At 64.0% G+C, this 26,650-nt stretch carries 26 protein-coding genes; 4 read left to right on the top strand and 22 right to left on the bottom strand.

All coding sequences use genetic code 11. From position 1 onward, the window contains the following. Positions 1 to 40: 40 nt before the first annotated feature. On the bottom strand, positions 41 to 1,042 hold the full coding sequence (gene trbB, locus AC0L2U_RS17030; RefSeq protein WP_128287986.1) for a P-type conjugative transfer ATPase TrbB: 1,002 nt from the start codon (positions 1,040 to 1,042) through the stop codon (positions 41 to 43). A gap of 398 nt (positions 1,043 to 1,440) precedes the next feature. Between trbB and AC0L2U_RS17035 the strand changes: the two genes are divergently transcribed. Continuing rightward, positions 1,441 to 2,025: a helix-turn-helix domain-containing protein gene (locus tag AC0L2U_RS17035; protein WP_128287987.1), complete on the top strand. Its 585-nt coding sequence runs from the start codon at positions 1,441 to 1,443 to the stop codon at positions 2,023 to 2,025. Then, positions 2,018 to 3,250 (top strand): type II toxin-antitoxin system HipA family toxin, encoded by a 1,233-nt coding sequence (locus AC0L2U_RS17040; protein WP_128287988.1) that lies wholly within the window; start codon positions 2,018 to 2,020, stop codon positions 3,248 to 3,250. Before AC0L2U_RS17035 ends, AC0L2U_RS17040 begins: the two co-directional genes overlap by 8 nt. 59 nt (positions 3,251 to 3,309) lie before the next feature. Here the strand turns inward: AC0L2U_RS17040 and AC0L2U_RS17045 are convergent, their stop codons facing one another. The 16 genes from AC0L2U_RS17045 to rocF all read right to left on the bottom strand — a co-directional run bounded on the left by AC0L2U_RS17045 (position 3,310) and on the right by rocF (position 16,437). Next, positions 3,310 to 3,765: a CopG family transcriptional regulator gene (locus AC0L2U_RS17045; RefSeq protein ID WP_128287989.1), complete on the bottom strand. Its 456-nt coding sequence runs from the start codon at positions 3,763 to 3,765 to the stop codon at positions 3,310 to 3,312. A 7-nt stretch (positions 3,766 to 3,772) separates the two neighbouring features. Further along, positions 3,773 to 5,764, bottom strand: coding sequence for a conjugal transfer protein TraG (locus AC0L2U_RS17050; protein ID WP_473602286.1), 1,992 nt, complete (start codon positions 5,762 to 5,764; stop codon positions 3,773 to 3,775). Positions 5,765 to 5,791: 27 nt separating this feature from the next. Then, complete coding sequence (locus AC0L2U_RS17055; RefSeq protein ID WP_473602287.1) at positions 5,792 to 7,531, bottom strand: relaxase/mobilization nuclease domain-containing protein; 1,740 nt, start codon at positions 7,529 to 7,531, stop codon at positions 5,792 to 5,794. Between the two features lie 244 nt (positions 7,532 to 7,775). Further along, positions 7,776 to 8,549, bottom strand: a complete 774-nt coding sequence (locus AC0L2U_RS17060) for a lytic transglycosylase domain-containing protein (protein WP_128288005.1) — start codon at positions 8,547 to 8,549, stop codon at positions 7,776 to 7,778. A 3-nt stretch (positions 8,550 to 8,552) separates the two neighbouring features. Then, positions 8,553 to 8,888, bottom strand: coding sequence for a DUF736 domain-containing protein (locus AC0L2U_RS17065; RefSeq protein ID WP_128287992.1), 336 nt, complete (start codon positions 8,886 to 8,888; stop codon positions 8,553 to 8,555). A gap of 67 nt (positions 8,889 to 8,955) precedes the next feature. Continuing rightward, entirely contained in the window at positions 8,956 to 9,501 is a 546-nt protein-coding gene (locus tag AC0L2U_RS17070) for a S26 family signal peptidase (RefSeq protein WP_473602289.1), read from the bottom strand. Then, positions 9,498 to 10,019, bottom strand: a complete 522-nt coding sequence (locus AC0L2U_RS17075) for a DUF2840 domain-containing protein (protein ID WP_473602290.1) — start codon at positions 10,017 to 10,019, stop codon at positions 9,498 to 9,500. Before AC0L2U_RS17075 ends, AC0L2U_RS17070 begins: the two co-directional genes overlap by 4 nt. Before the next feature lie 232 nt (positions 10,020 to 10,251). After that, entirely contained in the window at positions 10,252 to 10,548 is a 297-nt protein-coding gene (locus tag AC0L2U_RS17080; protein ID WP_128287994.1) for a hypothetical protein, read from the bottom strand. Continuing rightward, positions 10,545 to 11,705, bottom strand: a complete 1,161-nt coding sequence (locus tag AC0L2U_RS17085) for a replication initiator protein A (protein WP_473602291.1) — start codon at positions 11,703 to 11,705, stop codon at positions 10,545 to 10,547. Before AC0L2U_RS17085 ends, AC0L2U_RS17080 begins: the two co-directional genes overlap by 4 nt. 18 nt (positions 11,706 to 11,723) lie before the next feature. Then, positions 11,724 to 12,005 carry a helix-turn-helix transcriptional regulator gene (locus AC0L2U_RS17090; RefSeq protein ID WP_127327897.1) on the bottom strand — a complete coding sequence of 94 codons (282 nt, stop codon included), beginning with the start codon at positions 12,003 to 12,005 and terminating at the stop codon, positions 11,724 to 11,726. Positions 12,006 to 12,146: 141 nt separating this feature from the next. Then, complete coding sequence (locus AC0L2U_RS17095) at positions 12,147 to 12,692, bottom strand: DUF2285 domain-containing protein (protein ID WP_245486550.1); 546 nt, start codon at positions 12,690 to 12,692, stop codon at positions 12,147 to 12,149. Further along, complete coding sequence (locus AC0L2U_RS17100) at positions 12,664 to 12,912, bottom strand: transcriptional regulator domain-containing protein (RefSeq protein WP_127327901.1); 249 nt, start codon at positions 12,910 to 12,912, stop codon at positions 12,664 to 12,666. Before AC0L2U_RS17100 ends, AC0L2U_RS17095 begins: the two co-directional genes overlap by 29 nt. Before the next feature lie 131 nt (positions 12,913 to 13,043). After that, a complete protein-coding gene (locus AC0L2U_RS17105) occupies positions 13,044 to 13,304 on the bottom strand; it encodes a DNA -binding domain-containing protein (RefSeq protein ID WP_127327903.1) in 261 nt (86 codons plus the stop codon). Positions 13,305 to 13,481: 177 nt separating this feature from the next. Beyond that, positions 13,482 to 13,808 carry a DUF736 domain-containing protein gene (locus AC0L2U_RS17110; protein ID WP_473602293.1) on the bottom strand — a complete coding sequence of 109 codons (327 nt, stop codon included), beginning with the start codon at positions 13,806 to 13,808 and terminating at the stop codon, positions 13,482 to 13,484. Positions 13,809 to 14,446: 638 nt separating this feature from the next. Then, positions 14,447 to 15,505, bottom strand: coding sequence for an ornithine cyclodeaminase (locus AC0L2U_RS17115; protein ID WP_473602294.1), 1,059 nt, complete (start codon positions 15,503 to 15,505; stop codon positions 14,447 to 14,449). Further along, the gene (rocF, locus tag AC0L2U_RS17120; RefSeq protein WP_473602295.1) at positions 15,502 to 16,437 is read right to left on the bottom strand and encodes an arginase; all 936 of its coding nucleotides are present in this window, start codon (positions 16,435 to 16,437) and stop codon (positions 15,502 to 15,504) included. The genes AC0L2U_RS17115 and rocF overlap by 4 nt, the downstream gene beginning before the upstream one ends. A 129-nt stretch (positions 16,438 to 16,566) precedes the next feature. Here rocF and AC0L2U_RS17125 point away from each other — a divergent pair, with 129 nt between their 5' ends. Further along, positions 16,567 to 17,007, top strand: coding sequence for an Lrp/AsnC family transcriptional regulator (locus AC0L2U_RS17125; RefSeq protein WP_127327909.1), 441 nt, complete (start codon positions 16,567 to 16,569; stop codon positions 17,005 to 17,007). A 133-nt stretch (positions 17,008 to 17,140) separates the two neighbouring features. Here the strand turns inward: AC0L2U_RS17125 and AC0L2U_RS17130 are convergent, their stop codons facing one another. From AC0L2U_RS17130 to AC0L2U_RS17150, 5 genes are all read right to left on the bottom strand, one after another. Further along, positions 17,141 to 17,308, bottom strand: a complete 168-nt coding sequence (locus tag AC0L2U_RS17130) for a hypothetical protein (protein WP_473602296.1) — start codon at positions 17,306 to 17,308, stop codon at positions 17,141 to 17,143. Positions 17,309 to 17,639: 331 nt separating this feature from the next. After that, complete coding sequence (locus AC0L2U_RS17135) at positions 17,640 to 18,569, bottom strand: DUF2493 domain-containing protein (RefSeq protein ID WP_473602313.1); 930 nt, start codon at positions 18,567 to 18,569, stop codon at positions 17,640 to 17,642. A 339-nt stretch (positions 18,570 to 18,908) separates the two neighbouring features. Next, positions 18,909 to 19,970 (bottom strand): DUF7146 domain-containing protein, encoded by a 1,062-nt coding sequence (locus AC0L2U_RS17140; protein WP_473602298.1) that lies wholly within the window; start codon positions 19,968 to 19,970, stop codon positions 18,909 to 18,911. Continuing rightward, complete coding sequence (locus AC0L2U_RS17145) at positions 19,970 to 24,259, bottom strand: strawberry notch-like NTP hydrolase domain-containing protein (RefSeq protein WP_473602299.1); 4,290 nt, start codon at positions 24,257 to 24,259, stop codon at positions 19,970 to 19,972. The genes AC0L2U_RS17140 and AC0L2U_RS17145 overlap by 1 nt, the downstream gene beginning before the upstream one ends. Before the next feature lie 163 nt (positions 24,260 to 24,422). Further along, complete coding sequence (locus AC0L2U_RS17150; protein ID WP_473602314.1) at positions 24,423 to 26,483, bottom strand: ParB/RepB/Spo0J family partition protein; 2,061 nt, start codon at positions 26,481 to 26,483, stop codon at positions 24,423 to 24,425. Between AC0L2U_RS17150 and AC0L2U_RS17155 the strand changes: the two genes are divergently transcribed. After that, the gene (locus AC0L2U_RS17155; protein ID WP_245486552.1) at positions 26,382 to 26,600 is read left to right on the top strand and encodes a hypothetical protein; all 219 of its coding nucleotides are present in this window, start codon (positions 26,382 to 26,384) and stop codon (positions 26,598 to 26,600) included. The genes AC0L2U_RS17150 and AC0L2U_RS17155 overlap by 102 nt on opposite strands. Positions 26,601 to 26,650: the final 50 nt, after the last annotated feature.

Below are 26,650 nucleotides of genomic sequence, written 5' to 3' on the forward strand. Positions count from 1 at the left end.
GGCGCGCGAGGCGCAGGCGTTGGATCACGGATTTTCTCCTTCAGGGCTTTGGGATGAGCAAGGTCGGCCTGTCGTCCCCATCGAGGACGGCTGGCGCGACCCGGTAATCGCCGTCCGGGCGAATGCCATCGACACGGGCGAGTTCGGACAGCCGGCGCGCGGAGCCGCGCCCGGAAAGGACGGCAACCAGGTCGATCGTCTCGGCGATCAGCGCGCGCGGGACGGTGACGACGGCTTCCTGGATAAGCTGTTCCATCCGTCGCAGCGCGCCAATGGCGCTGCCGGCGTGGATCGTGCCGAGGCCACCGGGGTGGCCGGTGCCCCAGGCCTTGAGCAGTTCGAGCGCCTCGGCTCCGCGCACTTCGCCGACCGGAATGCGGTCGGGGCGCAGGCGCAGCGACGAACGAACGAGATCGGAGAGCGACGCGACGCCGTCCTTCGTTCGCATCGCAACGAGATTCGGCGCGGCGCATTGCAGCTCGCGCGTATCCTCGATGATGACCACGCGATCGGCGGTTTTAGCCACTTCGGCCAACAGCGCATTGATCAGCGTGGTCTTGCCCGTGGATGTACCGCCTGCAACGAGAATGTTGGCGCGGCTGGCAACACCCTGGCGCAGCGCGTCCGCCTGGCGCGCCGACATGGTCCCGGCCGCGACATAGTCGTCAAGGGTAAAGATCGCGACCGCGGGCTTGCGGATCGCGAAGGCGGGCGCCGCGACGACGGGAGGAAGAAGCCCCTCGAACCGCTCCCCCGTCTCGGGCAGCTCGGCCGAGACGCGTGGCGCGCCGGCATGGACTTCGGCACCGACATGATGAGCGACAAGGCGAACGATGCGCTCGCCATCAGCTGCCGACAGGCGCTCTCCCGTGTCGGAGAGCCCCTGCAACAAGCGGTCGATCCACAAACGCCCATCGGGATTGAGCATCACTTCGACGATGCATGGGTCGTCGAGATAGCTTGCGATCGCAGGTCCGAGCGCTGTGCGCAGCATGCGTGCGCCGCGCGCGAGGCCTTCTGAACTGTGCTGCGAAGTCGCCATGCTGTCCCCGTTTCGATCCGGGGCAAGATGAACGCCCCAGAACGGGGATGATTAAGAGAGCCGCATCTCGAGTGGATTCAACAGCTTTGTCGAGGCGTCGTAGCCTAGCGTGCAAATACAGGCGGTCGGCGGTTTGGACCGGCAGCCCGGATTGCGGATTTCGCGCCAGACTTGGTTCCGATGGAGCCGCAGCATCGACTCAACGTCGGTGCCGTGTTGGCGAAGCGACCCCCTCCAAGTCTCTCCTGCAAGGCTCGACAGGCCGGGGAGAACTGATCTATGACAACATATCACCGCAGCACTGCGATATATTTTTACATATCGGTCTTTCCAAAATCCTCAGCAAATGATATATTTACGCATATAAATTTTGAAAGCGATATGTAGAGGCATATCAAATGCTCTATTCGACGGACGAAATTCTCCAAACGCTCCGCAACGCACGCGAGCAAAGCGGGTTGAGCCAACGCGACCTCAGCGCTCGCATTGGCGTTCCGCAAAGCCATATTTCAAAGATTGAAAATGGCGGGACCGACCTCAGGCTTTCGAGCCTGGTTGAGTTCGCACGAGCGCTCGACCACGAACTGGTCCTGGTTCCGCGCAAGGCCTTGGCAGCGGTCGAAGCCGTCGTCAGCAATGCTTACACAACGCTTGACGGCGAAGACCGCCAGCGCTCCGTGGTGTTCAATCGCGCCCAAGCTGCCCTTGCAAGGCTGCAACGCGACCATCCCGACGCTGGCGAATTCAAGCGTCTCGACCAAACGCTGCGCGAGCTTGCAAACTTTCGGTTGGGCAAGACCGATCTCGATACGCTGCGCGCCATCGCCGAAAAGCTGATGAAGCTGCCGGTCGGTGCGGGCGCGACCGCTGCCCTCGAGCGCGCCTCCAAGCAGCTTAGAGCACTGCGCAACAGGATCGCCCACGCGCTCCCCGACACGCCCCGCCCTGCATACCAACTCGACGATGAGAGCGAGGATGCCTGACGTTTTTGTCCTCGACGTTCGCCTCTATGGCGAGAAGATCGCAACACTCACGCTCATTCCGGGCGATCGTACGCTGTTTGCCTTCGACGAGGCCTATATCGACGATCCCGAGCGGCCCACGCTTAGCCTGTCGTTCAAGGACCAGTACGGGCAGCTCCTGACCGAATTCCGACCGTTCAATGTCAGGGTTCCTCCGTTCTTTGCGAACCTCCTGCCGGAAGGGCCACTGCGGGCCTACCTTGCCGAGCGCGCGGGCGTGAGCGAAAAGCGCGAATTCTTCCTGCTTTGGGTTCTCGGCCGCGATCTTCCTGGTGCGCTCACCATCGTGCCGGCGGACGCAGAAGCCTGGCCAGACCTGAGGGACGAGGGCGACGCGGAAGCACGCCGTGCGCGTCGGAGCAATGCCCTGCGATTTTCACTCGCCGGCGTGCAGTTGAAGTTCTCGGCGGTGAGGAACACCGGAAAGGGCGGCGGGCTTACGATCCCCGCCGACGGCGTCGGCGGTTCTTGGATCGTCAAACTGCCCTCACAGCTCTATGAGGGCGTCCCCGAGAATGAATTCTCGATGATGAGTCTCGCGGCCAGGCTCGGCATGGACGTGCCAGAGGTCCAACTCCTCGACGTCGATGCGATCGACGGCCTTCCTGAGGGCATGCGCAGCATGAAGGGCCAGGCACTGGCCATCCGGCGCTTCGACCGCACCGGTGACGGTCCGGTGCATATCGAGGATTTCGCCCAGGTGTTCGGCGTGTGGCCGGACGACAAATACAAGCGGGCAAGCGCACGCAACATTGCGACCGTGCTTGGCGTTGAGGCCGGAGACACTGGTGCCTCCGAGTTCATCCGCCGGCTCGTCTTCAACACGCTGATTGGCAATGCCGACATGCACCTCAAGAACTGGTCGATGATCTATCCCGATCGGCGGACAGCGGCGCTCGCTCCAGCCTACGATTTCGTATCGACAATCCCCTATATGCCGGACGAGTTCGCCGCCATCAAATATGCCCGCACCAAGCGCATGCGCGAGCTCTCCCTTGACGAGCTCCGTTACCTGGCGGCGAAGGCGCATCTAACCGAGAAGCTGGTCGTCGACACGGCGCGCGAAACCGTCACCCGCTTCCGCGACGAGTGGCCCGAGGCGAAGAAGACGCTTCCGGCGGCGCGCGCCGTCGCCGACGCGATAGACACTCACCTGCAAAACCTTGCGCTGATCGCCGAGGCCTGAGCACCGGCCGCGCCGCCGACGAGCTGCCGATCTGCGGCGACGGCGATCCGACCGTCTAATCATTGCCCCGGCACGCCGGTCTTGAGTGTGCCGAAACCGGCGTCGATGTCCTCGCTGATTTCTTGCCTCAGCTTCGGTCCTTTCGCCAGGCGCCGGCCAAGCGCCGTGACGAAGGCATCGTAGCGCTCGCCAGCCTTGGCGTGAGCAGCCTGCGCCGCGGGCTCGGGCAAAGCCGGAGTTGTCGCCAGCCAGAAGCGCACGAAAACGGCGAGCGTTTCAACGGCAATTGCGAGATCGCGCTCATGGCGGGTCATTCGGCGATCGAGCTGGTCTAGCCGCTTGGTGATCGCGGCCTCCTGGCGCTCGGCGGCATCGGGTGAAAGGAAGGATTCGATGGCCGCCTCGGCGACGAGAGACCGTGAAAAATCACGGCGCGCCGCATGTTCGACCAATCGGTTCATCACCCTCGGATCGAGATAGACCGAAAGACGTTGTTTGCGCGGAACCTTTGCCATCGGAGCCTCACATGTCCACGTCGTCATCGGGGTCGAGCGATGCCTGCCGCGCAATGCCTTGCATCAGGCGCGTCAGTCGACGGTTGCGGGCAACATTGTCATCTACGTCGTCGAGGTGATCGATCTCGAACTCGTTCTCGGGCGAAGACTTCACGACCAGCTCGACGCGGCTGAGCTCGGGTTGCCGACGACGCTCGGACTCCGTCGGATCCTCATTCCCGGCGGATGACCCCGACCGCATCGACGTCGCTTCGGCAATTTGGGGACGGAAAGCCAGAGGCAGCTTCGTCCAGTCGTCCGGTTTCCCCTCTGCTGCCGCCATCAGCACCGGCGGCGGCAGGATACGCTCCCGGAAGCGAGCATCCTCATGATAGCGCGCCTTCTTGGCGCGGATCGGCGGCGCACCCGAGACCATGACAATCTCGTCGGTGGCCGGCAGTTGCATCACTTCACCCGGCGTGAGCAGCGGGCGAGCCGTCTCCGAACGGGAGACCATCAGATGACCGAGCCACGGCGACAGCCGGTGGCCGGCATAGTTCTTCATAGCCCTCATCTCGGTCGCTGTCCCGAGCGCATCGGACACGCGTTTGGCGGTGCGCTCATCGTTGGTGGCAAAGCTTACCCGGACATGACAGTTGTCGAGGATTGAGTTGTTGGCGCCGTACGCCCTCTCGATCTGGTTGAGGGACTGAGCGATCAGGAAACTTTTCAGCCCGTAGCCGGCCATGAAGGCGAGCGCCGACTCGAAAAAGTCGAGGCGGCCAAGCGCCGGGAACTCGTCGAGCATCAACAGCAGCCGGTGCCCTTGCGCCCTCACCTGCAGATCTTCGGTCAAGCGGCGGCCGATCTGATTGAGGATCAGGCGAATGAGCGGCTTGGTCCGGTTGATGTCGGACGGCGGAACGACGAGGTAGAGCGTCGTTGGATGCTTGTCGTCGACAAGATCCGTGATGCGCCAATCGCAGCGTCGCGTGACCTCGGCCACGACAGGATCGCGGTAGAGGCCAAGGAAAGACATGGCGGTGGACAGCACGCCGGAGCGCTCGTTATCAGATTTGTTCAAGAGCTCTCGCGCGGCGCTGGCGATCACCGGGTGCGCACCGGCTTCACCCAGATGCGCCGTTTTCATCATCGCCGACAGCGTCCATTCGATCGGACGCTTTGGATCGGAGAGGAAGCCGGCAACGCCGGCGAGCGTCTTGTCCGGCTCGGCGTAGAGAACATGCAGGATCGCGCCGACCAGAAGGGCATGGCTGGTTTTCTCCCAATGGTTTCGCCTCTCGAGCGAGCCTTCGGGATCGACAAGGATGTCAGCGATGTTTTGAACGTCACGGACTTCCCATTCGCCGCGGCGCACCTCGAGCAGCGGATTGTAGGAGGAGGATTTCGGATTGGTCGGATCGAACAGCAGGACCCGGCCATGCCTGGCGCGGAAGCCCGCGGTGAGCTGCCAGTTCTCGCCCTTGATGTCATGCACGACTGCCGAGCTCGGCCAGGTCAGCAGCGACGGGACGACGAGGCCAACACCCTTGCCCGAACGCGTCGGCGCAAAGCACAGCACGTGCTCCGGTCCGTCGTGGCGCAGATAGGCGCCGTCATATCGACCAAGCACCACGCCATCGGAGCCGAGAAGGCCAGTTGCCTTGACCTCCTGCTTGTCGGCCCAGCGGGCGGAGCCGTAGGTCTCGACCTTCTTGGCCTCGCGAGCCCGCCAGACCGACATGCCTATGGCGACGGCGACGCAGGCGAAACCACCGGAAGCCGCGATAAAGGCACCCTCCACGAAGATCGACGGCGCGTAGGCATCAAAGCCATACCACCACCAGAAGAAGGACGGCGGAAGGTAAAACGGAAAGCCCAGGACATGGAACCATGGCCTGCCGAGCTCGGGCTGGAATGCCAGGCGCCAGGCCACCCATTCCGTGGCGCCCCAGGTCGTGATCAGCACGATCGCCAGGACGGCGAGGACCTGGCCCCAGAGGATCTTGGTGGCGGACATAAAAGCAGTCCTTTCTTCAACATGAGGTTAGAGGCCGAGCCCACGGTTGCGGCCGAAGCTCCAGTCGATGCCGCCTTCATCGCGAGCCACGCCAGAGACGTGGCGGCCAAGGTGCTTTTCCAGGGACGGCGTCCAGGGCACCAGTTGGAACCCGAGGCCGTCATCGATCAGGGCGAAGCGGCCGGAGGCGAGCGTGAAGCGTTGCCGGTAGGAACCGGTGACGTACTCGCCGCCGCGGGCGCGGTTGAAGGGCTGGCCGGTGTCGACCGAGAGCTTTTCGCCGAGCGCCTCCAACTCGCGGCGACGCAGCGTGTCGATCAGGTTGCGGGTGAAGGTTGTGCGTTGGCCATGCCGCTCGCCGAGGCCCTGTTCGACGAGATGGTCGGCGCGGCGCTGCATGGCCAGCCGCACCTCGGCGCCGAAGCCGCCTTCCGACAACGCAATCGGCTCGCGGGCGATATTCTGGCGGTCAAGCCAGGTCGCGCCGGCGGCGGTAACCTGCCGCTCAATATCGAGGTCGGAACGGACAGCGAGTGCTGCGCGCCCGTGCCCCTGCACATCATGGAACCTGCGCAGCTCGACGATCGAACCGGGAGCGCCGTCGCCCGCGGCGTCGAGATCGGACAGCCTGATGTGATGTGTGCGGCCGTCGGTGCCATCGACCACGGCGTAGGCGCTGCCCTTCAGCTCATCATCGAGGCCGCGGTCGACCAGCCGACCCACGATCGGCGTGTCGAGGCGCTCCGCCGCCAGCACATAGTTCTCCGTGCCGCGCTCGATACCCTGTTCTGTCAGCGCGCGGTGCATCCGCTTGATGATGTCGCCGCGTTCGCCAAGCTCGCGCAGCGTTGCCTCAGCCTTGTCGTCGATCATCCACTGGCCCGGGCCGACCTGTTCGGCAAGGCCAAGGGTTTCGAGCTTGCGCATCCGCCCGACCTTCAGCACGTGATACGCGTCGGGCTGGGCGTTCGCGGCGGCGGCCAGGTCGATGACGCCTGTGTCGCGCCCGTCGCGAACAAGCTGCCGGTCAAGCTGGGTCCAGCGTTCGGCTTCGACCTGGCGCTCCAGATTGCGACGGATATCGAGATCGGTGCGGGGGCCGAGCTCCTGGGTGACAAGATCGGCCGCACGGGCGCGCATCCCCTCCTTGATGTAATCGCGTGAGATCACGAGATCCTGGCCGTCATCGGTTTGGCCGCGCAAGATGATGTGAAGGTGCGGGTTGTCGGTGTTCCAGTGATCGACGCCGGTCCAATCGAGCTTCGTGCCGAGGTCCTTTTCCATCTGGCCCATCAGGTCGCGGGCGAAGGCTTTGAGGTCGGCCATGTCGACGGCATCTTCGGGTGAGACGATAAAGCGGAAGTGGTGCCGATCATCGCCACAACGCGCGGCAAAAGCACCGCCATCCATCGCATCGGTTTCCGGCCCGAACAGCCTTGTCTTCTCCCCGTCACGGGTAACGCCTTCGCGGCGCAGATAGGTGAGATGGGCAGCAAGCGGCGCTGCGCGCGCGTGATGGCGCACCAGCCGTGTCTTGATGATCACGGTGCGCGAGCGGCCGGTGAGGAGGCGATTGGCACGCACGCTCGCCGTGCGGCCACGCCCGAAGGTCGAGCGATTGCACGAATTGATCCGGCCGGTGCGAGAGATCCGGGCGCCGGCCTTCTGGGCGGCGGCAAGCGCCTGCGCAATGAAGGGCCTGGCGCGCTGGGCACTGGGCGAGCGGATGCGGCCTGGGCGAATTCGAAGATCGTCCTCGCCAGTCATCTTAGAGATCCCGCACATCGTGCCAAGCCGCGGAAATCACAGGAAAATCGATGTTCTGACGCGGTGCGCCGCTTGCTAGCACCTCGCGGAAGTCCTGCATAAGCTATTGAAACAACACAACCGACCGACGCCGCACCTCGCGGCCTTTTATCTCGCCATCTTCCGGTTGTTCTGCACACCTTCCGCCTCCATCCACGCCACGGTGCGCTGGAACTCGCGGTTGCGCGAAAACGTCCATACGCGCTCATGGCTGGATCCCTTTGCCCGCTCGCGCCACGAAGAGGCCTTCGGACAGCGGCACGATGGCGGAGACCTCGCGCACGGTGGGTGCAGAGCTCGCGTCATTTGGCGGTCGCTCGGCCGTTACGGAGGCGGCAGCTTGGATGCGGTCCGGCTGACCTACGAAGAGCGCGCCGTGCTTCCAGGGAATGGCCTCGACAGATGTGACTGCGAAAGGGCGCATACCCTCGCTTCCGCCGATAAGGGGGGCGAGCGTCTCGACATAGGCGCGGGTCTCGGCCGGTAAAGGACGGCCGGTGAGGTAGGCTTCGTAGCGCGCAGGACCCGCGTTGTAGGCGGCCAGAAACCCCGGCGAGCCGTAGCGATCGTGCAGTTCGCGCAGATACGCCGTTCCTGCCAGGATGTTATCGCGGGGATCGAACGGATCGCGGCCAAGCGACCAGCGGGCGCGCAGATCATCCCATGTGCCGGGCATGATCTGCATCAAGCCGCGGGCGCCGGCGCTGGAGACGGCGCGCGCATCGCCAGCACTCTCCTTGCGCATGACGGCGCGTATCCACGCGATCGGAACGCCGAAGCGCTGCGAGGCTTCGCTGATGTGCGCACCAAAGGGGTCGCGTTGCGACGATCGCGCGATGGCCAAGTCCTGCGCCACTGTCGCCGCCGGCATGACGGTCGCGACGGACAGACCGCAAAGGAGGAGCAGAGCCATGCGCCGGGCAGCGCGAAGCGGCCCGGGCGCACCGCGATGGCTCGTCGACGGACGGCGAGCGCGCATCATTCACTCCTTCTCGCTGCGGTCGCGCGGGCGCGCCCAGTGCAGCGACCAGGACGTCTTGTCGTCGCCATTGCGAAAGAGGTTCGCGCGGATCGGCTGCGCGAACGTCGGGTCGTCGATCTGGATCGAGACATATTCGCCGGCCTTTTGGCTGGATCGTTTCCAGCCGGCGCCGATCTCGGGGCCGTCCTCGCTTCCGGTGTGAACGCGGTAGTCAGGCGCATTCTCCGTTTCGCTCGCCTCTGCCGTTACGATAGCGATATCCAGGTTGAGGCTGAGCGTGTGGATGCGCCCGCTATAGCCAGTCTTCTGGCGCGTGAATTCCCCGATCTGTTGCATGTCAGGCTCCTGTTATCAGTGGTGCGGTGATGATGGCTGGCGGCACGACGCGCCGCCGGTCGCGCGCTCACCGCGTTGGCGCGCGCCATTCGAAGCGGCCGTTGCCGCCCTCGTCCGTCCAAAGTGGGACGGCGCGGCCGATGATCCGGCTGGTGGAGATGAGGCCGAAGTAACGTCCGTCGAGGCTGTCGCGGACCTGCCAGTTCATCAGGAAGACTTCCCCCGTCGAGATGCGGCGGCAGCCCTGCCAGACCGGCAGGTCACGGCCGGCCCGATCACGTTCGAGCGCCACCCCCGCCTTGACGCCGTCGACGGTGATGGTGAGGTTCGAGCGACAGACAATTTGCCCGGAAACGCCAAGGATGTGCTTCAAGAGTGGCACGCCCGCCGGCAGATAGCCGCGATTAGCGAGGAGCGCGGCGAGTGGCTCGGGCGCATCGACGGCCACAAGATCGGTGACCTCGAAGGGTCCGTGGAACTCGATGGTGTAGAAACCGATCGGCGCGCTGGCTGACGCATTCCAGATGAGCTTCGTGGGCATCGAAGCGAGGCCGGGATAGCCGACGCCCATGGTTGCGAGAACGCTAGCGAGAAATATCCCGGCGCGCGTCACGGTTCGGTCCTCTTGCGCAGCAGGAAGGCGCGGTGTTGATCGAGTGTGTAGCTGCGCGGCGCGTGCCCGGCGGTTATCCGGTTGTGGATGTGCCGCCAATGATCGTGCGATACCAACTCAGGCTCGACGTCGAGGCGCTGGATGGCGTCGATCGCCTGCAGCACGCGTTCGACCTTGGGCCAGCTCTCGACCTTCAGAAGGATGTCGCCGCCGGGGCGCACGAAGGGCAGTGTCTGATAGGCTTCGCCACGTGCGACAGCACGCACGATATCGATGCGTGAGATCATTGTTCCGAAGTCGTTCGCGGCCCAGCGAACGAACGCGAAGACCGCGCCGGGGCGATAGGACAAGATGCGCCGGCGACGATCAACGATTTGTTCCAGAGCGTGGGTACCGAACCGTATCCAGTTCTCTTGTCTCTTCTCGATCCAGGTCAGTTCGACATGAACGAGATCGTCGGGAGCGTGGTGCGTGGCCGGGAACGCGGCACGCATGCGAGGAGCCGCGATGCCAGTCATGAGGGTTCTCCTGATGTTGCGGGAATTCGCGCAAGCATCTCGCGAAGCGTCTCGGCGGCGATGACGTCGTGCTGGACAAGCGGCGATGCGGTCGCGCCCCCGCGGCGTCATGCCGGTGGTCGGGCGCACGACGAAGGCAGACTGATCGACGGTCCCCAACGCGCCGACGGCGGACTTGATCCGCGTATCCGGACCTGACGGCCGCGATGCAAGGCAATGCTTTCGGGACCACTCACTCATCGCGCGATCCCTCGATCTCGCCCGCGGGTGCGGCGGTCTCTCGCGCTGCGGTACTGTCGCCATCGAGTACGAAACGCGCGCCGCTCGGGCCGGCAGACGTATGCTTCGCGGAGACGGGCCAGAAGCTCGGCCAAAGCCAATCCATGGAACGGAGACGGTTGCACTTGAGCAGCACGAGGGCGGCGAGCAGCGCGACAAGATTTCCCTTGCCGGCCAATTCGCCGACGAGGAGGAGCGTCAAAGTCGCCTTGCCGACACGGCTCTTCCGATTGAGGAGCCCGACAATCATCGGATGCCTCCGATGGGCGTATCTAGAGGTGGATTCGGAACTTCGGAGACGCTGGTTGCCGTGTTGCTGCCGTCAGAAAGCGATGGCGCATTCGGGGTCTTGTCGGTGCCTGTGCTGAGTGCGTCGCTGGCCCGTCGGATGAGCCTTTGCACACCACGCGCGCGCGCTTCAAGGTTAGAATCTGGGTTAGAGTCTAAGTTAGACGCGTGATTTCGGTTTTGCTTTCTACAGGTTAGAGCCTGTCTGGGTTCCTGATAGCACGAGCCCGCGGTTCCCGATGGCACGATAGTTCCGGTCCCTGATGGCACGAGGCCGTCCACAGGCCTTCCACAGGAGCCGATCCGCTCGAAGGCGAGCAGCGCCCGGCCGCCAATCTCCACTTCCAGCGCAAGCGTGTAGCCGGGCAGCGGCTGGCGGCGGATGATGTCGCGAAGCTCGAAGGCAAAGCGCTTGTGGGGCGACAGGCTGCCGGATTTCTCGTGAAGGTGACGGAAGTCGAAACGCCAGCCGTCGCGCTGGCGCCCACCATGCTTGCGCACCAGCCTATAGAGCCAGCGCTCGAGACCGCCAGTCCGGTCGAAATAGGCGCGATCGATCGTCAGCACCAGCGCGTCATCGAGGACTGCCTGGTAGAACCAGTCGGGGACGATCAATTCAATCCCCGCGGGTCTGCCATGACGATCGATGCGCTCCTGCCACTCATTGATCCATGAGAAGCGGTGACGCCGGCCTTCGGCCGGCTGACGGATGGTCGTCGAGACGGTGGTTGACTGCAGCCGATCAAGCCCCGCCTTCAGGCGCTGATAGTCGCGCAGGCTCTTGCCGCGGCCGACGAAGGTGAGAATCTCATAGGGCGTTGCGGCCATCAGGCGCGAGGTGCGAAGCCCGGTGTCCCGCGCCTCGACGATCTGGCTCGCGGCCCAGATCAGGATGTCGGCGTCCCAGATGGTCGCCATGCCATGATCGGGTACGGCTTCGACCCGGATCGAGACGTTGCCGGCGGCAAAATCGATCGGGGTGGTGCGATGCGTCTTGGAAAGGGAGAAGAACGGATAGGCCATGAGATCCTGCGCGTCTCGAGGGGCGAAGTCGCCAGGCAGCGCCCGGAAAAGGTCGAGCTGCCCGCGCTCCGAAAGGGATTGGTTTCGCGCCACCATTTGGAAATCCGCGCGCGGTCAGCGTGCGTATCGTCCGCCATGCGCCGGCGGCGTCGTTGTGTGACGCTTGGCCGGCAGGACCGAGCCACGCGGATCGGATGTAGAGGTGACGGCGCCGCGTTCGGCCCAGGCCTGAAGATCATCGACGGCATAGACGACACGGCCGCCGAGCTTTCGGTAGCCAGGACCAGTGCCATAGGTACGGTGCTTTTCGAGGGTGCGGGCGGACAGGCTGAGGAAATCCGCGGCTTCCTTGGTGCGCAGGAAGCGTGGCGGCAAGACGGTGATATCGGGTCGCATGGATCGGGCCTCCGTGGGGTTTTGGACGGCCGCTGGCGTTCAGCGGGGAACGGAGACCACGGTGGCGGAGAGTAGGCTTCGCCGGGGATGGGGAAGTTGAGGGGGGCTAAAACGCCACCCCTCTTTGCGCGGGCAGACCCGCTAGGATCGACGGCGATGACGCAGGATTTGCAAATAACCGCCACCAATCATGCCGGTGGCGCCTTCGACGAGACCGATCACCGCGTCGCGCAGCGCGGAGGTTTTCCAAGGATCAGCGGCGACGCGCTTATACCCGTAAAGAGCCACGGCAATGTCGCGATAGCTCGCGCCATTCGAGCGGCCGTCAGCGGCCTGTATCATCAGCCGGAAGCGGCGGCGTTGCTGCGGGGTCATCCGCGTGTCCGAAGGTGCTGGGCGCCCCTGCCAGGCACGCCAGAAACGGGTAAGGGCTTCGATCCGTCCCAACGTTTCTGCATCCAAGGGAATCAACGCCGCCAAAGGGCCGTGCGGCTCGCTACCGGGCAGAAGGAGAAGTTGAGTGGCGACACCTGCATTATGGACGGTGTGGCGTCCTTCAACGCTATCGCGGCTCGCGCCCACGCCGGTCAACGGCGCCGATCGCAAGGACGACAGGAATTCCGGCGCCGGCACGAGAGAAACCACAGCTGGATCGACGTCAGGCGACCAGAAAACGTCTTGCGCCAAGGCGGACAAATCCGGCGTCGCTGGGAAATCGCAACCCCCACTGCCGCTGTGCCTCAGGGTGGAAGGGGGCTTTTTCGGCTCTTGCGGTCAGAAGTGCTTGATAGTGCCGTTGATAGGGTTCGTGACGCCGCAGACACTCCCAGGCGAGCCCTTCGATGGGCAATGCATCGAAATAATCATAGCTGGCATTGTCTCGCCAATGTGACGTATCCGGCCTCATCGAAGAGCTCCTCGCAAGAAACGCGTAGCCCCCGCTTCAAAACAATTCCGGGTTGCACCGATCGGCGGAAGACCCTCGCCGGGCATCGGGTGATGCCGCTTCGGCATCACCCGGGACGACAGCGGCTGGGGCTAGTTGCCGGGTTGACGCAAAAGATGACGGTAGCCAGCTCGCGCCATCCAGCGCGCTCGCGCCAGATGGCTGTCATGGATGCGCCGGGCGCGTTGTGGCTCCCTCGTCAGATCAATGCCGAAGACAATTTCGACCACCTCGCGCCAGTCGGCGCCGTCGTCGGCGGCGTCCAACAGGCGAGCATAAAGTTTAACGTGTTCCCGATCGTACTCGGTGAGTTCTTCACCGGTCGGCGCGGTGTCATCAAATGGCTCGATCATCGCTTGCCCTCCTCTTCACCAGAGTGAAAACCTGCATTTTATAGAAACAACAGCACTGACGGAGGGTGGCTGATCAGCATCAGGCGATGCGGTTTCGGCATCGCTTCGGCTTGAGTGGATGAAGCGGCCGGCCGCGAAAGAAGGCCCCGGCCTTCTGGCCGGGGCCTTCGCGGGTCCTCAGTCACCCCGCCGCGCATTCGGGCGGGACCAGATGAGCGAGAAGCCCTCTCCTTCCTCGTCGTCGAAGAGGTTGGCGTAGATCGGGGCGTTGAAGCTCGGATCGTCGAGCTTGAGACCGAGATAGTCGCGGCCCTCGTTGGAGCGCTTGGACCAGGCGGCGCCGATCTCGGCGCGGCCGACCAGCACCCGATGGCTGGGAGCGTTTTCGCCAGTGGCGCGTGTGTCTGGGACGATGCGCACGTTCTTGGCCTGGACGCTGAGGGTGACGATTTCACCGGTGAATCCTTCGTTGCCGGACTTCTTGAAGGTGCCGATGGTAGCCATGATAGTTCTCCTTGATCCTGATTGTTTCGAGCCGCACCATTGCGGTCTCGATGGTGGTCGAGAGGTCGGAGGCGATCGAGGGCGCACCCATGGGCCGAAGCGAAGCGGAGGATGGCGCTGGAGCGACTTTGTTGTGCCGCTAGGAATGACGGCGCAGCCGACAGGGGAAGAAAGTCGCGAAGCGCCGTTGCGTCACAGGCGATCGAGGCGAAGCCGACCTTCAGACCAGAAACACCCATCGATGAGACCGCTTCGGTGTGCTCGTCACGACAGGAATGGATGAAGGAGAACGCGGCAACCCGCAGCCCTTCTTGTCCGACGATGTTTCACAATCGAACGAAATCCTGCTCAGCCTCTGGCACGCATTGTCGCATTCCCGAACTCGCGATGGACTGACGTGCCATGCGTTTGATTGACTTCAGGTGTGCTCCGCTCACCTCGGCGGTAGGCAAGCCTCCAATCAAGCCGGAGCTCTGATATCAAACTCAATCGCGCACCACCGCTCGACTTTGCCGCCTTGGCGATGATGGCCGTGGGGTTATCGGTGTCCTGTCTGGCGGTGTCCTCGAGTTGGAAAGACGCCGAGGCCATGGGACCACGCTTGAGCGCCTATCTCATTTAAAGGACGCTGCCTTTCTTCAGGCAGCCGGCTGCAGTGCTGCCCTAATCAGCATGCCGAAGAGGTCGCGCGGCTCGTCGGGATCGGCGAGCAGGTCGAGCTCCTCATAGAGGCCGGTGGCCTGGAGCTGGTCGCGGACATAGCGGAGTGCGGAGAAATCTTCCGTCGCGAAGCCGACGGAATCGAACAGCGTGATCTGCTCCGCAGTCCTGCGGCCCTCTGCCTGGCCGGTCATCACCTGCCACAGCTCTGTCACCGGATGGTCGGCGTCGAGCTGCTGGATCTCGCCCTCGATGCGCGTCTGCGGTGGAAATTCGACGAAGATGTCGGAGCGCAGCAGGATGTCGCGGTGCAGCTCGGTTTTCCCGGGGCAGTCGCCGCCGACCGCGTTGATGTGCACGCCGGAGCCGACCATGTTGTCGGTCAGGATGGTGGCGCACTGCTTGTCGGCGGTCACTGTGGTGATGATGTCGACGCCTTCGACAGCATCCTGGCCCGTCGTGCAGATGGTGATGTCAAAACCCTTGCCGGCGAGGTTGCGGGCGCATTTCTCGGAAGCTGACCGATCGATGTCGTAGAGCCGCAGCCGGTCGACGCCGAGCAGCGCCTTGAAGGCGACGGCCTGGAATTCGGACTGGGCGCCATTGCCAATAATGGCCATGGAGCGCGAACCCTTGGGCGCCAGGTATTTGGCGGCGACAGCGGAGGTGGCCGCGGTGCGCAGCGCCGTCAGGATCGTCATTTCGGTGAGCAGCATCGGATAGCCGGAGCCGACATCGGCGAGCACGCCGAAGGCGGTGACGGTCTGGCGGCCCTCGCGCATGTTCTTCGGGTGGCCGTTGACGTATTTGAAGCCGTAGAAGCGGCCGTCGCTGGTCGGCATCAGCTCGATGACGCCGTCATGGCTGTGCGAGGCGATGCGCGGCGTCTTGTCGAACAGTTCCCAGCGACGGAAATCCTCCTCGATATAGGCGGCGAGTTCGGTCAGGAACCGCTCGACGCCGATGGTCAGCACCAGCTTCATCATGCGGTCGACGCTGACGAAGGGAACGATGGCAAGGCGCGATGGCTGGGTCATGCAATGCTTCCGGAATGGCTGCGGGTGGGGCGGTCCATTATGCGCCGGCCCATCAGGCTGGCGGCCAGGTCGACCATCAGCGTGGCGGTGCGGCCGCGCTCGTCGAGGAACGGGTTGAGCTCGACCAGGTCGAGGCTGGAGACCAGCCCGCTGTCGGACAGCATCTCCATCACCAGGTGCGCCTCGCGGAAGGTTGCGCCGCCGGGCACGGTGGTGCCGACGGCTGGTGCGATCGAGGGGTCGAGGAAATCGACGTCGAGGCTGACATGCAGCAGGCCGGTGGCCTCTTCGACAAGGGCGAGGAAGGCGCGCAGCAAGGGCGCGATGCCGTGCTCGTCGATGGTGCGCATGTCATGCACGGTCACGCCGGCTTCGTTCAGCGCCCGGCGCTCGGCCGGATCGACGCTGCGCAAGCCCATCACGCAGATGCGGGCCGGATCGACGGCGACGGGCAGGTCCGGTAAATAGCCGTTGAAACCCGGCCGACCGCTGGCATAGGCAAGCGGCACGCCGTGCAGATTGCCGCTGACGGTTGTGTCGAGCGAGTGGAAATCGGGATGGGCGTCGAGCCACAGCACGAAGAGCGGCCGGCCGCGCTCGGCGGCCCGGCGCGCTATGCCCGACACCGTGCCGGCCGATATTGCGTGGTCGCCGCCCAGGAAGATCGGCATGGCGTCTTTCGAAGCCGCATAGGCGGTCTCGGCGATCGCTGCCGTCCAGGCGGAAATCTCCGGCAGGGCTTTCAGCGCGAGATTGCCGTGGACGACAGGGCGCGCCGCAGCCGGCTGCACCGCGCCCCAGTCCTCGACCTCATGGCCGAGTTCCGACAGCACCGAGACAAGCCCTGCCGTGCGCAGCGCGCTCGGCCCCATCTCGCATCCCATCCTGCCCGCGCCGTCCTGCACCGGCGCGCCAACGATCCTGCAGCGCATTTCTTTTGCCCTTACGATTGATCGAAGGAATGAATCATCATGCTGCGGCGGTTTGAACAGGGAAAATTGGCATTTCGAGAAGACTACTCTATCATGTTGAGCAACCACTTTGATCGAAATGGAACAATCATGGATGCTCTCGATGAAAGGCTGGTCACGCTGCTCAGGCACGACGCCCGGCGCAGCATCTCAGATCTCGCGGTCGATCTCGGCGTGTCGCGCGCGACGGTCAGGGCGCGGATGGAGAAGCTGGAAAAATCCGGCGAGATCATCGGTTACACCGTGGTGCTGCGCGCCGACGCCGTCGACCAGAGAATACGCGGCGTGATGATGATCGAGATCGAAGGCCATGCCGCCGACCGCGTGGTCCGCGCGCTCGGCGGTCTGGCCGAGGTCTCGACCATTCACACCACCAATGGCCGCTGGGACCTGGTGGTCGAACTCGGTACGGCCTCGCTGACCGATTTTGACGCGGTGCTGCGCCGGATACGCCTCATAGCTGGCATAACCGGCAGCGAAACCAGCCTTCTCCTGGCGACGCCGCGCACGACCCGGGCACGACTGACATAGCGCGTTCGGGATTTCCGGCTCGGTCTCGCGACGCCGTACCCTTGAGCGTCGGTGCAGTCGCCACAGCACAATCAGTACGAGGCGCGCCCGATCTCGACGCGCCTCGCTGCTCGCCGACAAATCCGGCGTCGGTTCATTCGGCGTAGGGGTCCATTTCCGCGACAATATCGCAAGCGTCTCCGTCATACTCATCTGCCGGTACGACGGCGACCGTTCCGTCCCCGGCTCGGAAAATGAGGATGCTGACCATCATGCTGGTGGCGAGGCTGAAGGCGAAAGCGTTTGCTTCTGCGAGGGACATCTTTCCGGCTCCTGTTGGAAGCGGGGACCATCCCCGCGTGACAGGCGCCCGATGCGTCCGGCCGAGGGCCGCAATCTCCGTTGAGGCGAAGCCGAAACGGCGGCACGCTTCGCGTTGTCCGACCCTTCATGGGTTGATGGCATCAGGGCCTCGGACCGGATCAAGGAATTGCGCCGATAACGCAGTGATGGGTCGTGCTTCCGATTTCAGAAGCCGATGAATCCTCGAGCTTGACACCCTGCCTGCGCCTTCATCGCAAACCCGCCAGGAGTCGCTGGGTCAGACGCCGCTTGGGACGAACTCCGCCGACGAGCATGGCATTGTGTGGCCGTCATGCGGCGCCGAACTTCATGACCGGGATGCCAAGCTGGCGGGCCTTGTCGGCGAGGTTGTCCTGAATGCCCGTGCCAGGAAAGTGAATGACGCCGATCGGCAGTGCCTCGAGCATTACATCGTTGCGCTTGAAGGGAGCGGCCTTGGCGTGCCTGGTCCAGTCGGGCTTGAAGGCAATCTGCGGCACCTTGCGATGGTGAGCCCATTTTGCCGCGATCAACTCGGCTCCCTTCGGTGAACCACCATGAAGAAGAACCATGTCCGGGTGCTTGGCATGGACCTGGTCAAGCTTGGCCCAGATCAGGCGATGGTCATTGAAGTCGAGCCCGCCGGTGAACGCGACCTTTGGCCCGGCAGGAAGAAGTGCGTGGCTATCGGCGTACTTCCTGGCGGCAAGGAAATCGCGGCTGTCAATCATTGCCGCGGTGAGATTGCGATGGTTGACGACCGAGCCTGAACGCGGTCGCCAGATCGAATGCGTGTGACGCTCGAAGTGCTCGGCGGCCTGATCGCGCATCAGTTCGAAGGCACCGCGGCGTTCGAGCAGCGTCTGACCTTGGGCGGTGAGCCGTTCGAGTTCAACGGACTTGACCTCTGACCCGTCCTGTTCGCGCTGCAGGCGCTGCTGCGAGACCTCGTTTTCGTCGAGTTCGCGCTCGATTCGGCTGCATGCGCGATGGAAGAGGTTGACCGTACCCCAAAGCAACTCCTCAAGATCGGGTTCGAGGCGCGTGTCGGCCATCGCCACGACGAGGGCATCGAAGATGTCGGCGGTGCTGGCTGCGATGACCTGGGCCTCGGGAAGCGGACGCGGATCGGGTTCGTCTTCGAAACGACGGTAGCCGTAGAGCTGGAGTTCCTGGAGGACGTGGTCGGTCGGAGATGATGCGGGTTGCGGTTCGAAGTGGGTATCGTCCGGGTCGCCCATGATTGTTTCCTTCGGCGGATCGGCCGCGCCCATCGCGGCTTCATGGCGACGAAGGCAGCGGGCGGTCCGGACTTGCACCCGCAGCGCCAGCGCAGGGCCGAAACGCCAGTGGAGGATGGCGAGACCGGCTATTTTGTTTCGCGATGGTCCCCGCGCGGCCTGCCGCGTGGGGTGGAAAGGGCCGCCGGAAAATAGCTGGGCGCGGCCATTGCCGGTCCGGGCCGCCTGCTGCCCGATCGCCCTCTGGAAGGCCGTGGGCCGGCCCACGTCCACGCGAAGAAACGCAATATGCGCATGACACCCGACAGCGACTTGCCGCCATCACGTCCCTCCTTCCGGTCAGGCCGCAAGGGGCATGAAACGGGGGACGTCCTGGGGTGCGAGCTGAACCCGCAACGACGCTCTGACGGCGTCCAGACCAAGCAGGCGCAGATCCTCGTTGAAGTCGCCGAGCTGCGGTGTCAGCGCCATCGCTTCGATCCCGACCGAGCTGGCGCGCTCGATGAGGGTCGCCATTGCCCCATCCCCTGCCGGATCATTGTCGCGAGCGATGTAAAGCCGCCGCAGTGTGCCAGGAAACAGGATGGCTGACAGATGTGCCGCCGACAGGGCTGCGATGACTGGTAAGGAGGGCAGCGCTGAACGCTGCGACAACATCGTCTCGATGCCTTCGCCGGCCGCCATCACGTCACTACAGACGCCGAAGCGGACCGCGTGCCCGAGCAACTCGCCCATGGCTCGCCTCGGCGTGTCGATCGAAGCTCGGCCGAGATTGGCTTCGCTGAAGCCGCGCGGATCGAGCCAGGTGCGGTGGGCGCCGGTGAGCTTGCCGTTGAGGTCGGTCACAGCCGCGATCATTGCGGGCCAGGTTTCGGTCGGCCCGGATTCGTCGGGACGGTAGTAGCAGCGCGGATGAAAGCGAAGAGAGGCTGTTTCGTGCAAGGCTGTGATCCCGCGTGCGCGCAAGTATGTCTCGACGGGCGTGCCTGACATCGCGTGCGACATGGAGACCAGCCGCCTGGCCGCTTCGGCAGAGCCGCAAGGGGCGGCAGCCGATCGTCGTCTGCGTTCAGTCTTATCTGGAGTTGGCTGGGGCATGGACAAAAAGCTGCGCGCCTCATCGGCGACGTCCTTGAAGGCCGCCGTGCCAAGATATTCCCCGATGACGTCGAGCAGATCGCCGTGCTCGCCGGTGGCGGCATCCGTCCACTTGCCTGCCGCGCCTTTACCCGAATCCGGACCCTCAAGGCGGACAAACATTGACCGCCCAGGCGAATTGCGAACATCGCCAACCAGCCAGTACCGGCCTTCGCGGTGGCCATTGGAGAGATAGCGGCGGCACACCGCTTCGGCCTGTCGGGCAAGACGGTGTGCCAGTTCGGAAGCATTGTGAGGGAACATCATGCTGCCTCCCTCTCACTGACGCGCAGCACAGGATAGCGCTCAAGAACCGTGGCAAGCACCGCAGGTCCCGTCGCGTCGATGGGGACGAACATGCGCAATTTCCACGATATGATCTCGTGGAACAGCCCGTCCGCCGAGAGCCGCTCGCGCATAGCGTCGGTGAAGCCCGAAAGCTCGATTCGATTGGCGCCCATGATGCGGACGCGGCGCAGGTGAAGGCCTTCAGCAAGGTCGAGGGTCGTGCGGCCATCCATCAACGCGTAGAAGGCATCCTGTGCGGTCAAAGTGCTCACACCGATTGCGAGTGCGCCAGCGACCCAGGCCGCCGAAACCCTGCGACCGATGATGCGCTCACTGTCATCGGTCTGAAGGCGATAGACGCGGCTCGATTCGTTGGGTAGCCGTTTCCAGATCGGCAGCAGCAAGCCCGCGACGATGTGGATGGTCGAATCGGTGAACGCGGGGATGCCGGCAACCTCGGCGCTCCACGCCGCCTCGAAAGCGTCGCGATCCGCGTTGCCCCAGTGGCTCTCCTCCATCATGCGCAAAGAGGCATGATGTTGCTCCATTGGCCGGATCAGGCGGACCCGTCGCTCGATCTCACCGTCATCGAGCATGAACGAGGGTGCCGGCAGTTTCACTGCTGCGCGCCCTGACCGTTCGTTGATGAGGAGAACGGCATGTGACTCGGCGAGATGGGCGACAGCCTCCTCGACTGACATGGGTCGATTGCGCTGGCGCTGCGCGATGGTGAGGAGCTGGGTTTCGGCGCCGGTGCCCGGATGGGTGTAGATCGTGCGCCGCCCGGTGATGACGAAGCTCTCGGCCTGCATCGTTTCCAGCCCGACGTCATAGACGCCAGCCGCGATGGCGCCTTCCACCTTGGCGGTAAGCAACTGCTCGAAGACCGCGAACAGGATGTCCTGCAGGTCGATGGTGAGTGCGAGCAGTCGATTGAGGAATGTGGTGATCGGCGGCAGCTCATCCTTGATGCCGCTATCGTCCATCAGCTTCAGGCCGGTCATCTCCTCGAACCGCTGCAACGAGCACCCTTCGACCTTGCCGCGGGCGACCAGCAGATAGAGCTGGCGCAAGGCAGCGCGCGCATAGTGCGATTCCAGATTGTCCTCTGGCCGAAACAGGCCATGCCCACCGGTCTGGCGCTGCCCGCGCGTGATCGCGCCCAGGGTGTCGAGGCGGCGCGCTATGGTGGAGAGGAAACGCTTCTCCGCCTTCACATTGGTCGCGATCGGCCGAAACAGCGGGGGCTGCGCCTGATTGGTCCGGTGTGTGCGGCCAAGACCCTGAATGGCGGTATCCGCCTTCCAACCGGGCTCGAGCAGATAGTGGACGCGCAACCGCGTGTTCCGCGCCGACAAGTCGGCGTGGTAACTGCGTCCCGTCCCGCCGGCATCACTAAAGACGAGAACACGTTTCACATCATCCATGAAGGCTTGCGTCTCGGCAAGATTTGCGGAGGCCGCGCGGCTCTCGACCATCAATCGGTCTCCCTTCCGCACAATGCGCCGCGACCGCCCCGTCACCTCCGCCACCATTTCCGTACCGAAGCGCTGGATGATCTGGTCAAGCGCGCCGGGGACCGGCGGCAGGCTGGCAAGCTTTTCGATCAGCGCCGTGCGACGCGCGACCGCCTCGCGGCTTTCGACGGGCTGCCCGTCACGATAGACCGGCCTGGATGACAGGTTGCCCTCGGAATCCGTGAAGGGCTCATAGAGCTGGACCGGGAAGGAATGGGCGAGGTAGTCGAGCACATATTCGCGCGGTGTGATGTCGACGCGGATATCGTTCCATTCCTGCGTCGGTATCTCTGCCAGCCGCCGCTCCATCAGCGCTTCGCCTGTGGAAACGATCTGGATGACCGCGCAATGACCGGCATCGAGATCCTGCTCGATCGAGCGGATCAGCGTTGGCGTCTTCATCGATGTCAGCAGGTGACCAAAGAAGCGCTGCTTGGCGCTCTCGAAGGCCGAGCGCGCGGCTGACCTCGCCTGGCGGTTCAGCGTGCCGCTATCGCCCGTGATGTTCGCCGCCTGCATGGCCGCATCGAGATGGTTGTGAATGATGGCGAAGGCGCCAGCATAGGCATCGTAGATGCGCCGCTGCTCTGGCGTCAGTTCGTGCTCGAGCACTTCATACTCGACGCCGTCGAAGGAGAGCGAACGAGCTGTATAAAGTCCGAGCGCCCGCAGATCACGGGCGAGCACCTCCATGGCTGCCACGCCACCCGCCTCTATCGCCTCGAGGAACTCCGCCCGGGTCGAGAACGGAAAATCTTCGCCACCCCACAGGCCGAGCCGTTGCGCATAGGCCAGATTGCCGACCGTGGTCGCGCCGGTCGCGGAGACATACATGACACGCGCGCTCGGCAGTGCGTGCTGCAGACGCAGGCCGGCGCGGCCCTGCTGCGAGGGCGCGACATCCCCGCGTTCTCCCTTGCCGCCGCCGGCGTTCTGCATCGCGTGCGCCTCGTCGAAAATGACCACACCATCGAAATCGGTGCCCAACCATTCGACGATCTGCTTGACCCGCGAAACCTTCTCGCCACGGTCGTCGGAACGCAGCGTGGCATAGGTTGTAAACAGGATGCCTTCCGCCAGAGTGATAGGACGGCCCTGCGGGAACCGCGACAGTGGAGTGACCAGCAGGCGCTCCATCCCGAGGGCCGACCAGTCGCGCTGCGCATCCTCAAGCAGCTTGCCCGACTTGGAGATCCATACGGCCTTGCGGCGGCCTTGCAGCCAGTTGTCGAGGACCATACTGGCGGACTCTCGGCCCTTGCCGACGCCCGTGCCGTCCCCGATGAAAAACCCGCGTCGGAAGCGCACCGCCCCTTCCGCGTCCTCGGGTGCGGCTTTGACGATATCGAACGTATCGTCGACCGTCCATGACCCGGCGAGAAAGCCCGAATGGGCGTCGCCGGCGAGGATCAGGGTTTCAAGCTGAGCATCGGAGAGTGACGTCAGGATATCGACGGGAAGCGTTGGTCGATAGCTGGGCTTTGGCGGCGCGACGGACGCCATCGCGGTGGATTGGACGAGTCTGGTCGGATGCGCTTGGGAGCCTGGAATACGGATCGTTTGCAACCTGTAATGCTCATATATCGCGTCAGTCAGCCGCACTCTCTCGTCGGGTGCCCAGTCGATCGTTTCATACAGCAGTTCAACGCCGGCCGGTTCGGAAGGCGCCGGCCGAGCAGGCGTAGCGATAGAGCGATCGAGACAGCCGCGCACGGGGCGCGGTATCGCAACAAGGGGAGCGACCTTTACCGTGTCGGCGACCGGCAACCTTGCCGGAAGATGTCCTTCTATCCAACTGAGCAGCGTTGCAACGTCCGGGGCAAGACCGGGAGAGACCGGAAAGACAGAAGGATCATTGGCCGGCAGCTTGTCGATGACCGTCAGGCGCGTCTCGATCGTTGTGCCATGCCTGGCGTAGACAGAGCCCTCGATAGCCGCCGTGAAGACGACGCGGCCATGCTCCTGCAGACGGATGAAAGCGTTACGCCAGGCGGGTGCCTCCGGTGCGAAATTCGCGCTGCTGATGGTGACCAGGCGACCACCGTCGGCAAGCCGGGCGAGCGCCGAGGCGATGTGGCGACAAGCTGCGTCAGAGACGCGACCCTGCACATTGGCGAGGACGGAAAAAGGCGGATTCATCAGCACGACAGTCGGCATGATCGCCGGATCGATATGGTCATCGATCTGTGCGGCGTCGAACCGGGTCACCGCGCCCGCCGGAAAGAGGCTGGACAGCAGGCCGGCGCGGATCTCGGCAAGTTCGTTGAGGACGAGCGAGCCGCCGGCGATCTCGGCGAGGATGGCGAGCAGACCGGTGCCGGCGGATGGCTCCAGAACGCGATCGACGGGGGTGATGGCCGCCGCAGTAACAGCCGCGAGGCCCAACGGGATCGGCGTCGAGAACTGCTGCAACGCCTGACTTTCCTCGGAGCGGCGCGTCTGCGTGGGCAGTAGGCCAGCGATCCTGCCAAAAAGCGGCAAGGCGCGAGCCTGAGATCCGGCTTTGCGCAGAAGTGATTTTCCGTATTTGCGCAGGAAGAGGACGGTTGCTGCCTCGCATGCATCATAGGCGGTCTTCCAATCCCAAGCGCCACTTGCGTCGGACGCTCCAAACGACGCTTCCATCGCCCCGCGCAGAAGAGCTATGTCGATGCGTTGACCCCGTTCGAGATGGGGAAGCAGAAGCAGCGCTGCCGCGTGGATTGCCGCGGCGGGGTCGGCGGTGGCTGTCGGGAACGAAATGTTCATCGGGAAGGTCCTTCGGAGAGCGACACGGGAAAGCCCTCCGGCGCTCTCTCTGACCGGACGGGCTCAAACCCGTCGCGGCCGCCCTCTCACTCTGACCACCGCACACAAAAAGGCCCGGCGCTCTTGCGAGTGCCGGGCAGCCAGATCATCCGCGAAGCCGAGGCTATTCCGCGGCGTCGAGTTGCTGCTCACTCTTCTCGTCGCCCCGACTGTCTTCGTCGTCACCGGCGAGAAAATCGGGCAGCGCTTTGTCTGCCTCGTCCGCGTTTGACGCGCCCTCGGCATCGAGGTCGATGAGCCGCAGCGGTTCGGGCAGCCAGCCACTGTCGGCCAGCAGCCGCTCCGCCTCTTTGGCCATGTCGTCCTTCTTGAGGTGGTCGATAAGCTGGGCGGCGCTCTCGCCTTCACCCTCGCGAACGGCCTCGATAATACGTGCCTTGGTGACGCGCCCGAGATAGTTGCCGACCGTCGGCCGCCAACCGGCATCGACCATGTCGAGGCCGACTACCCGGGCCAGGTGATCGGCCTCAGTGAGACGCTCCTGCACGCCATGTGCCGAGATAGCGCCGTTCCCATAGCGATCGGCCTTTTCATAAAGGGCGTTCACGCCGAAGGATGCACAATGGGCAAAAAGCGCGGCTCGCTCGTCGTCAGTAAGCGCCGCAAGCGCATCCCAGAGGTCGTCGACCCCCCCAGGCAAACGGGTTTCCCAGGCCGCGTGGCGGACTTCGATCGCGTGCGCGTAAGGCGTGTCGCGAAGCTCGGCAGATTGGGCCGAGAAAACCGTGCCGCGGACAGAGACTTCCATCGCGACACCCTGTGATCTGTAGCGAGAAAACACATCGCGCACGAGCTTGTGGAGCACGGCAAGGTAGGCGATCGCCGGATCGTTCGCGAGCTTGTCGCGTAGCGCCAGCGTGCGCTCGGCGGTCAGTTCCATGATCAGGCGATCCGGCAAGGGCTTGATGCCATCCTCCTCATCATCCTGCGCCTGAGCTGGCTGGCCGCCGATGGTAATTACCGCCCGCTGGATCGACCCCGCCGTCGCCCTATCGTCGGTTCCCTCGGCCCCGAAGTCACTCTCGCCATCGGGCGCAACGGCAGCTTCGTCCTCCGGCTTCACATAGCCACGCTCGACGAGAAGCGATCCATCGGCGTCAACGCTGAGAAAGACACCCGCTCTTGCAATGTCTTCCGGATCGAAGTGGACTGGGCGCGCCTCCAGCGCACGAATGGCGGCTTCAAGCTCGCCGAACCGCTGGTCGATCTCATCGGGCAACTCGTCCGCCTCTTCGTATTCCGCCTGCAGCTTATCGAACTCGTCACGCAGCGCCCCGAGCGTTGCCTGCTCCTCGTCGGTCAAGTCAACGGGCGTGCCGTGGAGTTCACGCAAGCCGTTCGCGGCGCCGTAGGGAAAGCTCACCGCGACTTCGATCCACTTCCAGCCCTCATTGGCAATTTCATCAGCCATGAGCTGGAGCTTTTCGGTGACAAGACGGTCGAGCAGCAGCGCGTCTTGGAGCCATCCGCCGTCATCCGACTGGAAGAGGTCCCGCAGCACCTGGCCGCCAGCTGCCTCATAGGCATCGAGCCCAACGAACACGGAACGCTTGTCGGAAGCGCGGACAGTGTTCTCCGTCAACATGCGGCGAATCTGGTATGGCTCTTTCGACCAGCTGTTCTTGATCGCCTCCCACACTTGCTCCTGTCTTGCGTGATCGTCACTGACCGAGAACGCTTCGAGCTGAGCGATCGTCATTCCGGCGTCGGCATAGACATCGAGCAGCGCCGGCGACACGGCGGTCAGCTTGAGGCGCTGCTTGACGATGGTGACGGAGATGAAGAAAGCGGCGGCAATCTCCTCCTCCGACATGCCCTTGTCGCGCATGTCCTTGAACGCGCGATAGGCATCCAATGGATGAAGTGGGGCGCGATCGATGTTCTCGGCCAGCGAAACTTCCTCCGCCAGGACAGCGTTGGTGCCCATCACACAAGGAACGGGTGCGGTCCTGGCAAGCCGCTTCTGGTTCACGAGCATTTCGAGAGCGCGGTAGCGGCGGCCGCCGGCCGGCACCTCGAATATGCCTGTCTCTTCGCCGCCGGCATCGAGCAGGGGACGAACATGGAGGCTCTGGATCAGGCCCCGGCGGGCGATCGAAGCCGCCAGATCCTCGATCGAGACGCCGGCCTTGATGCGCCGGACGTTGCTCTGGGCGAGCACCAACTTGTTGAAGGGGATGTCGCGCGAGGACGACAAGGTGATCTTTTGAACGGCAGTAGCCATGGTGTTTTCTCCGCGACGGACGCCGAGAGCCTCTCTCTCGACCCAAACCCGTCATGAAATACCGGCACCCCTCTCACTCTCCTGCCACCGAACCGGGAAGCCGGCGA

The organism is Mesorhizobium sp. WSM4808, assembly GCF_055811675.1.

Coding starts and splice junctions, on each gene's coding strand:
- trbB (WP_128287986.1), bottom strand. CDS start 1,042: ATGGCGACTTCGCAGCACAGTTCAGAAGGCCTCGCGCGCGGCGCACGC.
- AC0L2U_RS17035 (WP_128287987.1), top strand. CDS start 1,441: ATGCTCTATTCGACGGACGAAATTCTCCAAACGCTCCGCAACGCACGC.
- AC0L2U_RS17040 (WP_128287988.1), top strand. CDS start 2,018: ATGCCTGACGTTTTTGTCCTCGACGTTCGCCTCTATGGCGAGAAGATC.
- AC0L2U_RS17045 (WP_128287989.1), bottom strand. CDS start 3,765: ATGGCAAAGGTTCCGCGCAAACAACGTCTTTCGGTCTATCTCGATCCG.
- AC0L2U_RS17050 (WP_473602286.1), bottom strand. CDS start 5,764: ATGTCCGCCACCAAGATCCTCTGGGGCCAGGTCCTCGCCGTCCTGGCG.
- AC0L2U_RS17055 (WP_473602287.1), bottom strand. CDS start 7,531: ATGACTGGCGAGGACGATCTTCGAATTCGCCCAGGCCGCATCCGCTCG.
- AC0L2U_RS17060 (WP_128288005.1), bottom strand. CDS start 8,549: ATGCGCGCTCGCCGTCCGTCGACGAGCCATCGCGGTGCGCCCGGGCCG.
- AC0L2U_RS17065 (WP_128287992.1), bottom strand. CDS start 8,888: ATGCAACAGATCGGGGAATTCACGCGCCAGAAGACTGGCTATAGCGGG.
- AC0L2U_RS17075 (WP_473602290.1), bottom strand. CDS start 10,019: ATGACTGGCATCGCGGCTCCTCGCATGCGTGCCGCGTTCCCGGCCACG.
- AC0L2U_RS17080 (WP_128287994.1), bottom strand. CDS start 10,548: ATGATTGTCGGGCTCCTCAATCGGAAGAGCCGTGTCGGCAAGGCGACT.
- AC0L2U_RS17085 (WP_473602291.1), bottom strand. CDS start 11,705: ATGGTGGCGCGAAACCAATCCCTTTCGGAGCGCGGGCAGCTCGACCTT.
- AC0L2U_RS17090 (WP_127327897.1), bottom strand. CDS start 12,005: ATGCGACCCGATATCACCGTCTTGCCGCCACGCTTCCTGCGCACCAAG.
- AC0L2U_RS17100 (WP_127327901.1), bottom strand. CDS start 12,912: ATGAGGCCGGATACGTCACATTGGCGAGACAATGCCAGCTATGATTAT.
- AC0L2U_RS17105 (WP_127327903.1), bottom strand. CDS start 13,304: ATGATCGAGCCATTTGATGACACCGCGCCGACCGGTGAAGAACTCACC.
- AC0L2U_RS17110 (WP_473602293.1), bottom strand. CDS start 13,808: ATGGCTACCATCGGCACCTTCAAGAAGTCCGGCAACGAAGGATTCACC.
- AC0L2U_RS17115 (WP_473602294.1), bottom strand. CDS start 15,505: ATGACCCAGCCATCGCGCCTTGCCATCGTTCCCTTCGTCAGCGTCGAC.
- rocF (WP_473602295.1), bottom strand. CDS start 16,437: ATGCGCTGCAGGATCGTTGGCGCGCCGGTGCAGGACGGCGCGGGCAGG.
- AC0L2U_RS17125 (WP_127327909.1), top strand. CDS start 16,567: ATGGATGCTCTCGATGAAAGGCTGGTCACGCTGCTCAGGCACGACGCC.
- AC0L2U_RS17130 (WP_473602296.1), bottom strand. CDS start 17,308: ATGTCCCTCGCAGAAGCAAACGCTTTCGCCTTCAGCCTCGCCACCAGC.
- AC0L2U_RS17135 (WP_473602313.1), bottom strand. CDS start 18,569: ATGGGCGACCCGGACGATACCCACTTCGAACCGCAACCCGCATCATCT.
- AC0L2U_RS17140 (WP_473602298.1), bottom strand. CDS start 19,970: ATGTTCCCTCACAATGCTTCCGAACTGGCACACCGTCTTGCCCGACAG.
- AC0L2U_RS17145 (WP_473602299.1), bottom strand. CDS start 24,259: ATGAACATTTCGTTCCCGACAGCCACCGCCGACCCCGCCGCGGCAATC.
- AC0L2U_RS17155 (WP_245486552.1), top strand. CDS start 26,382: ATGGAGGCTCTGGATCAGGCCCCGGCGGGCGATCGAAGCCGCCAGATC.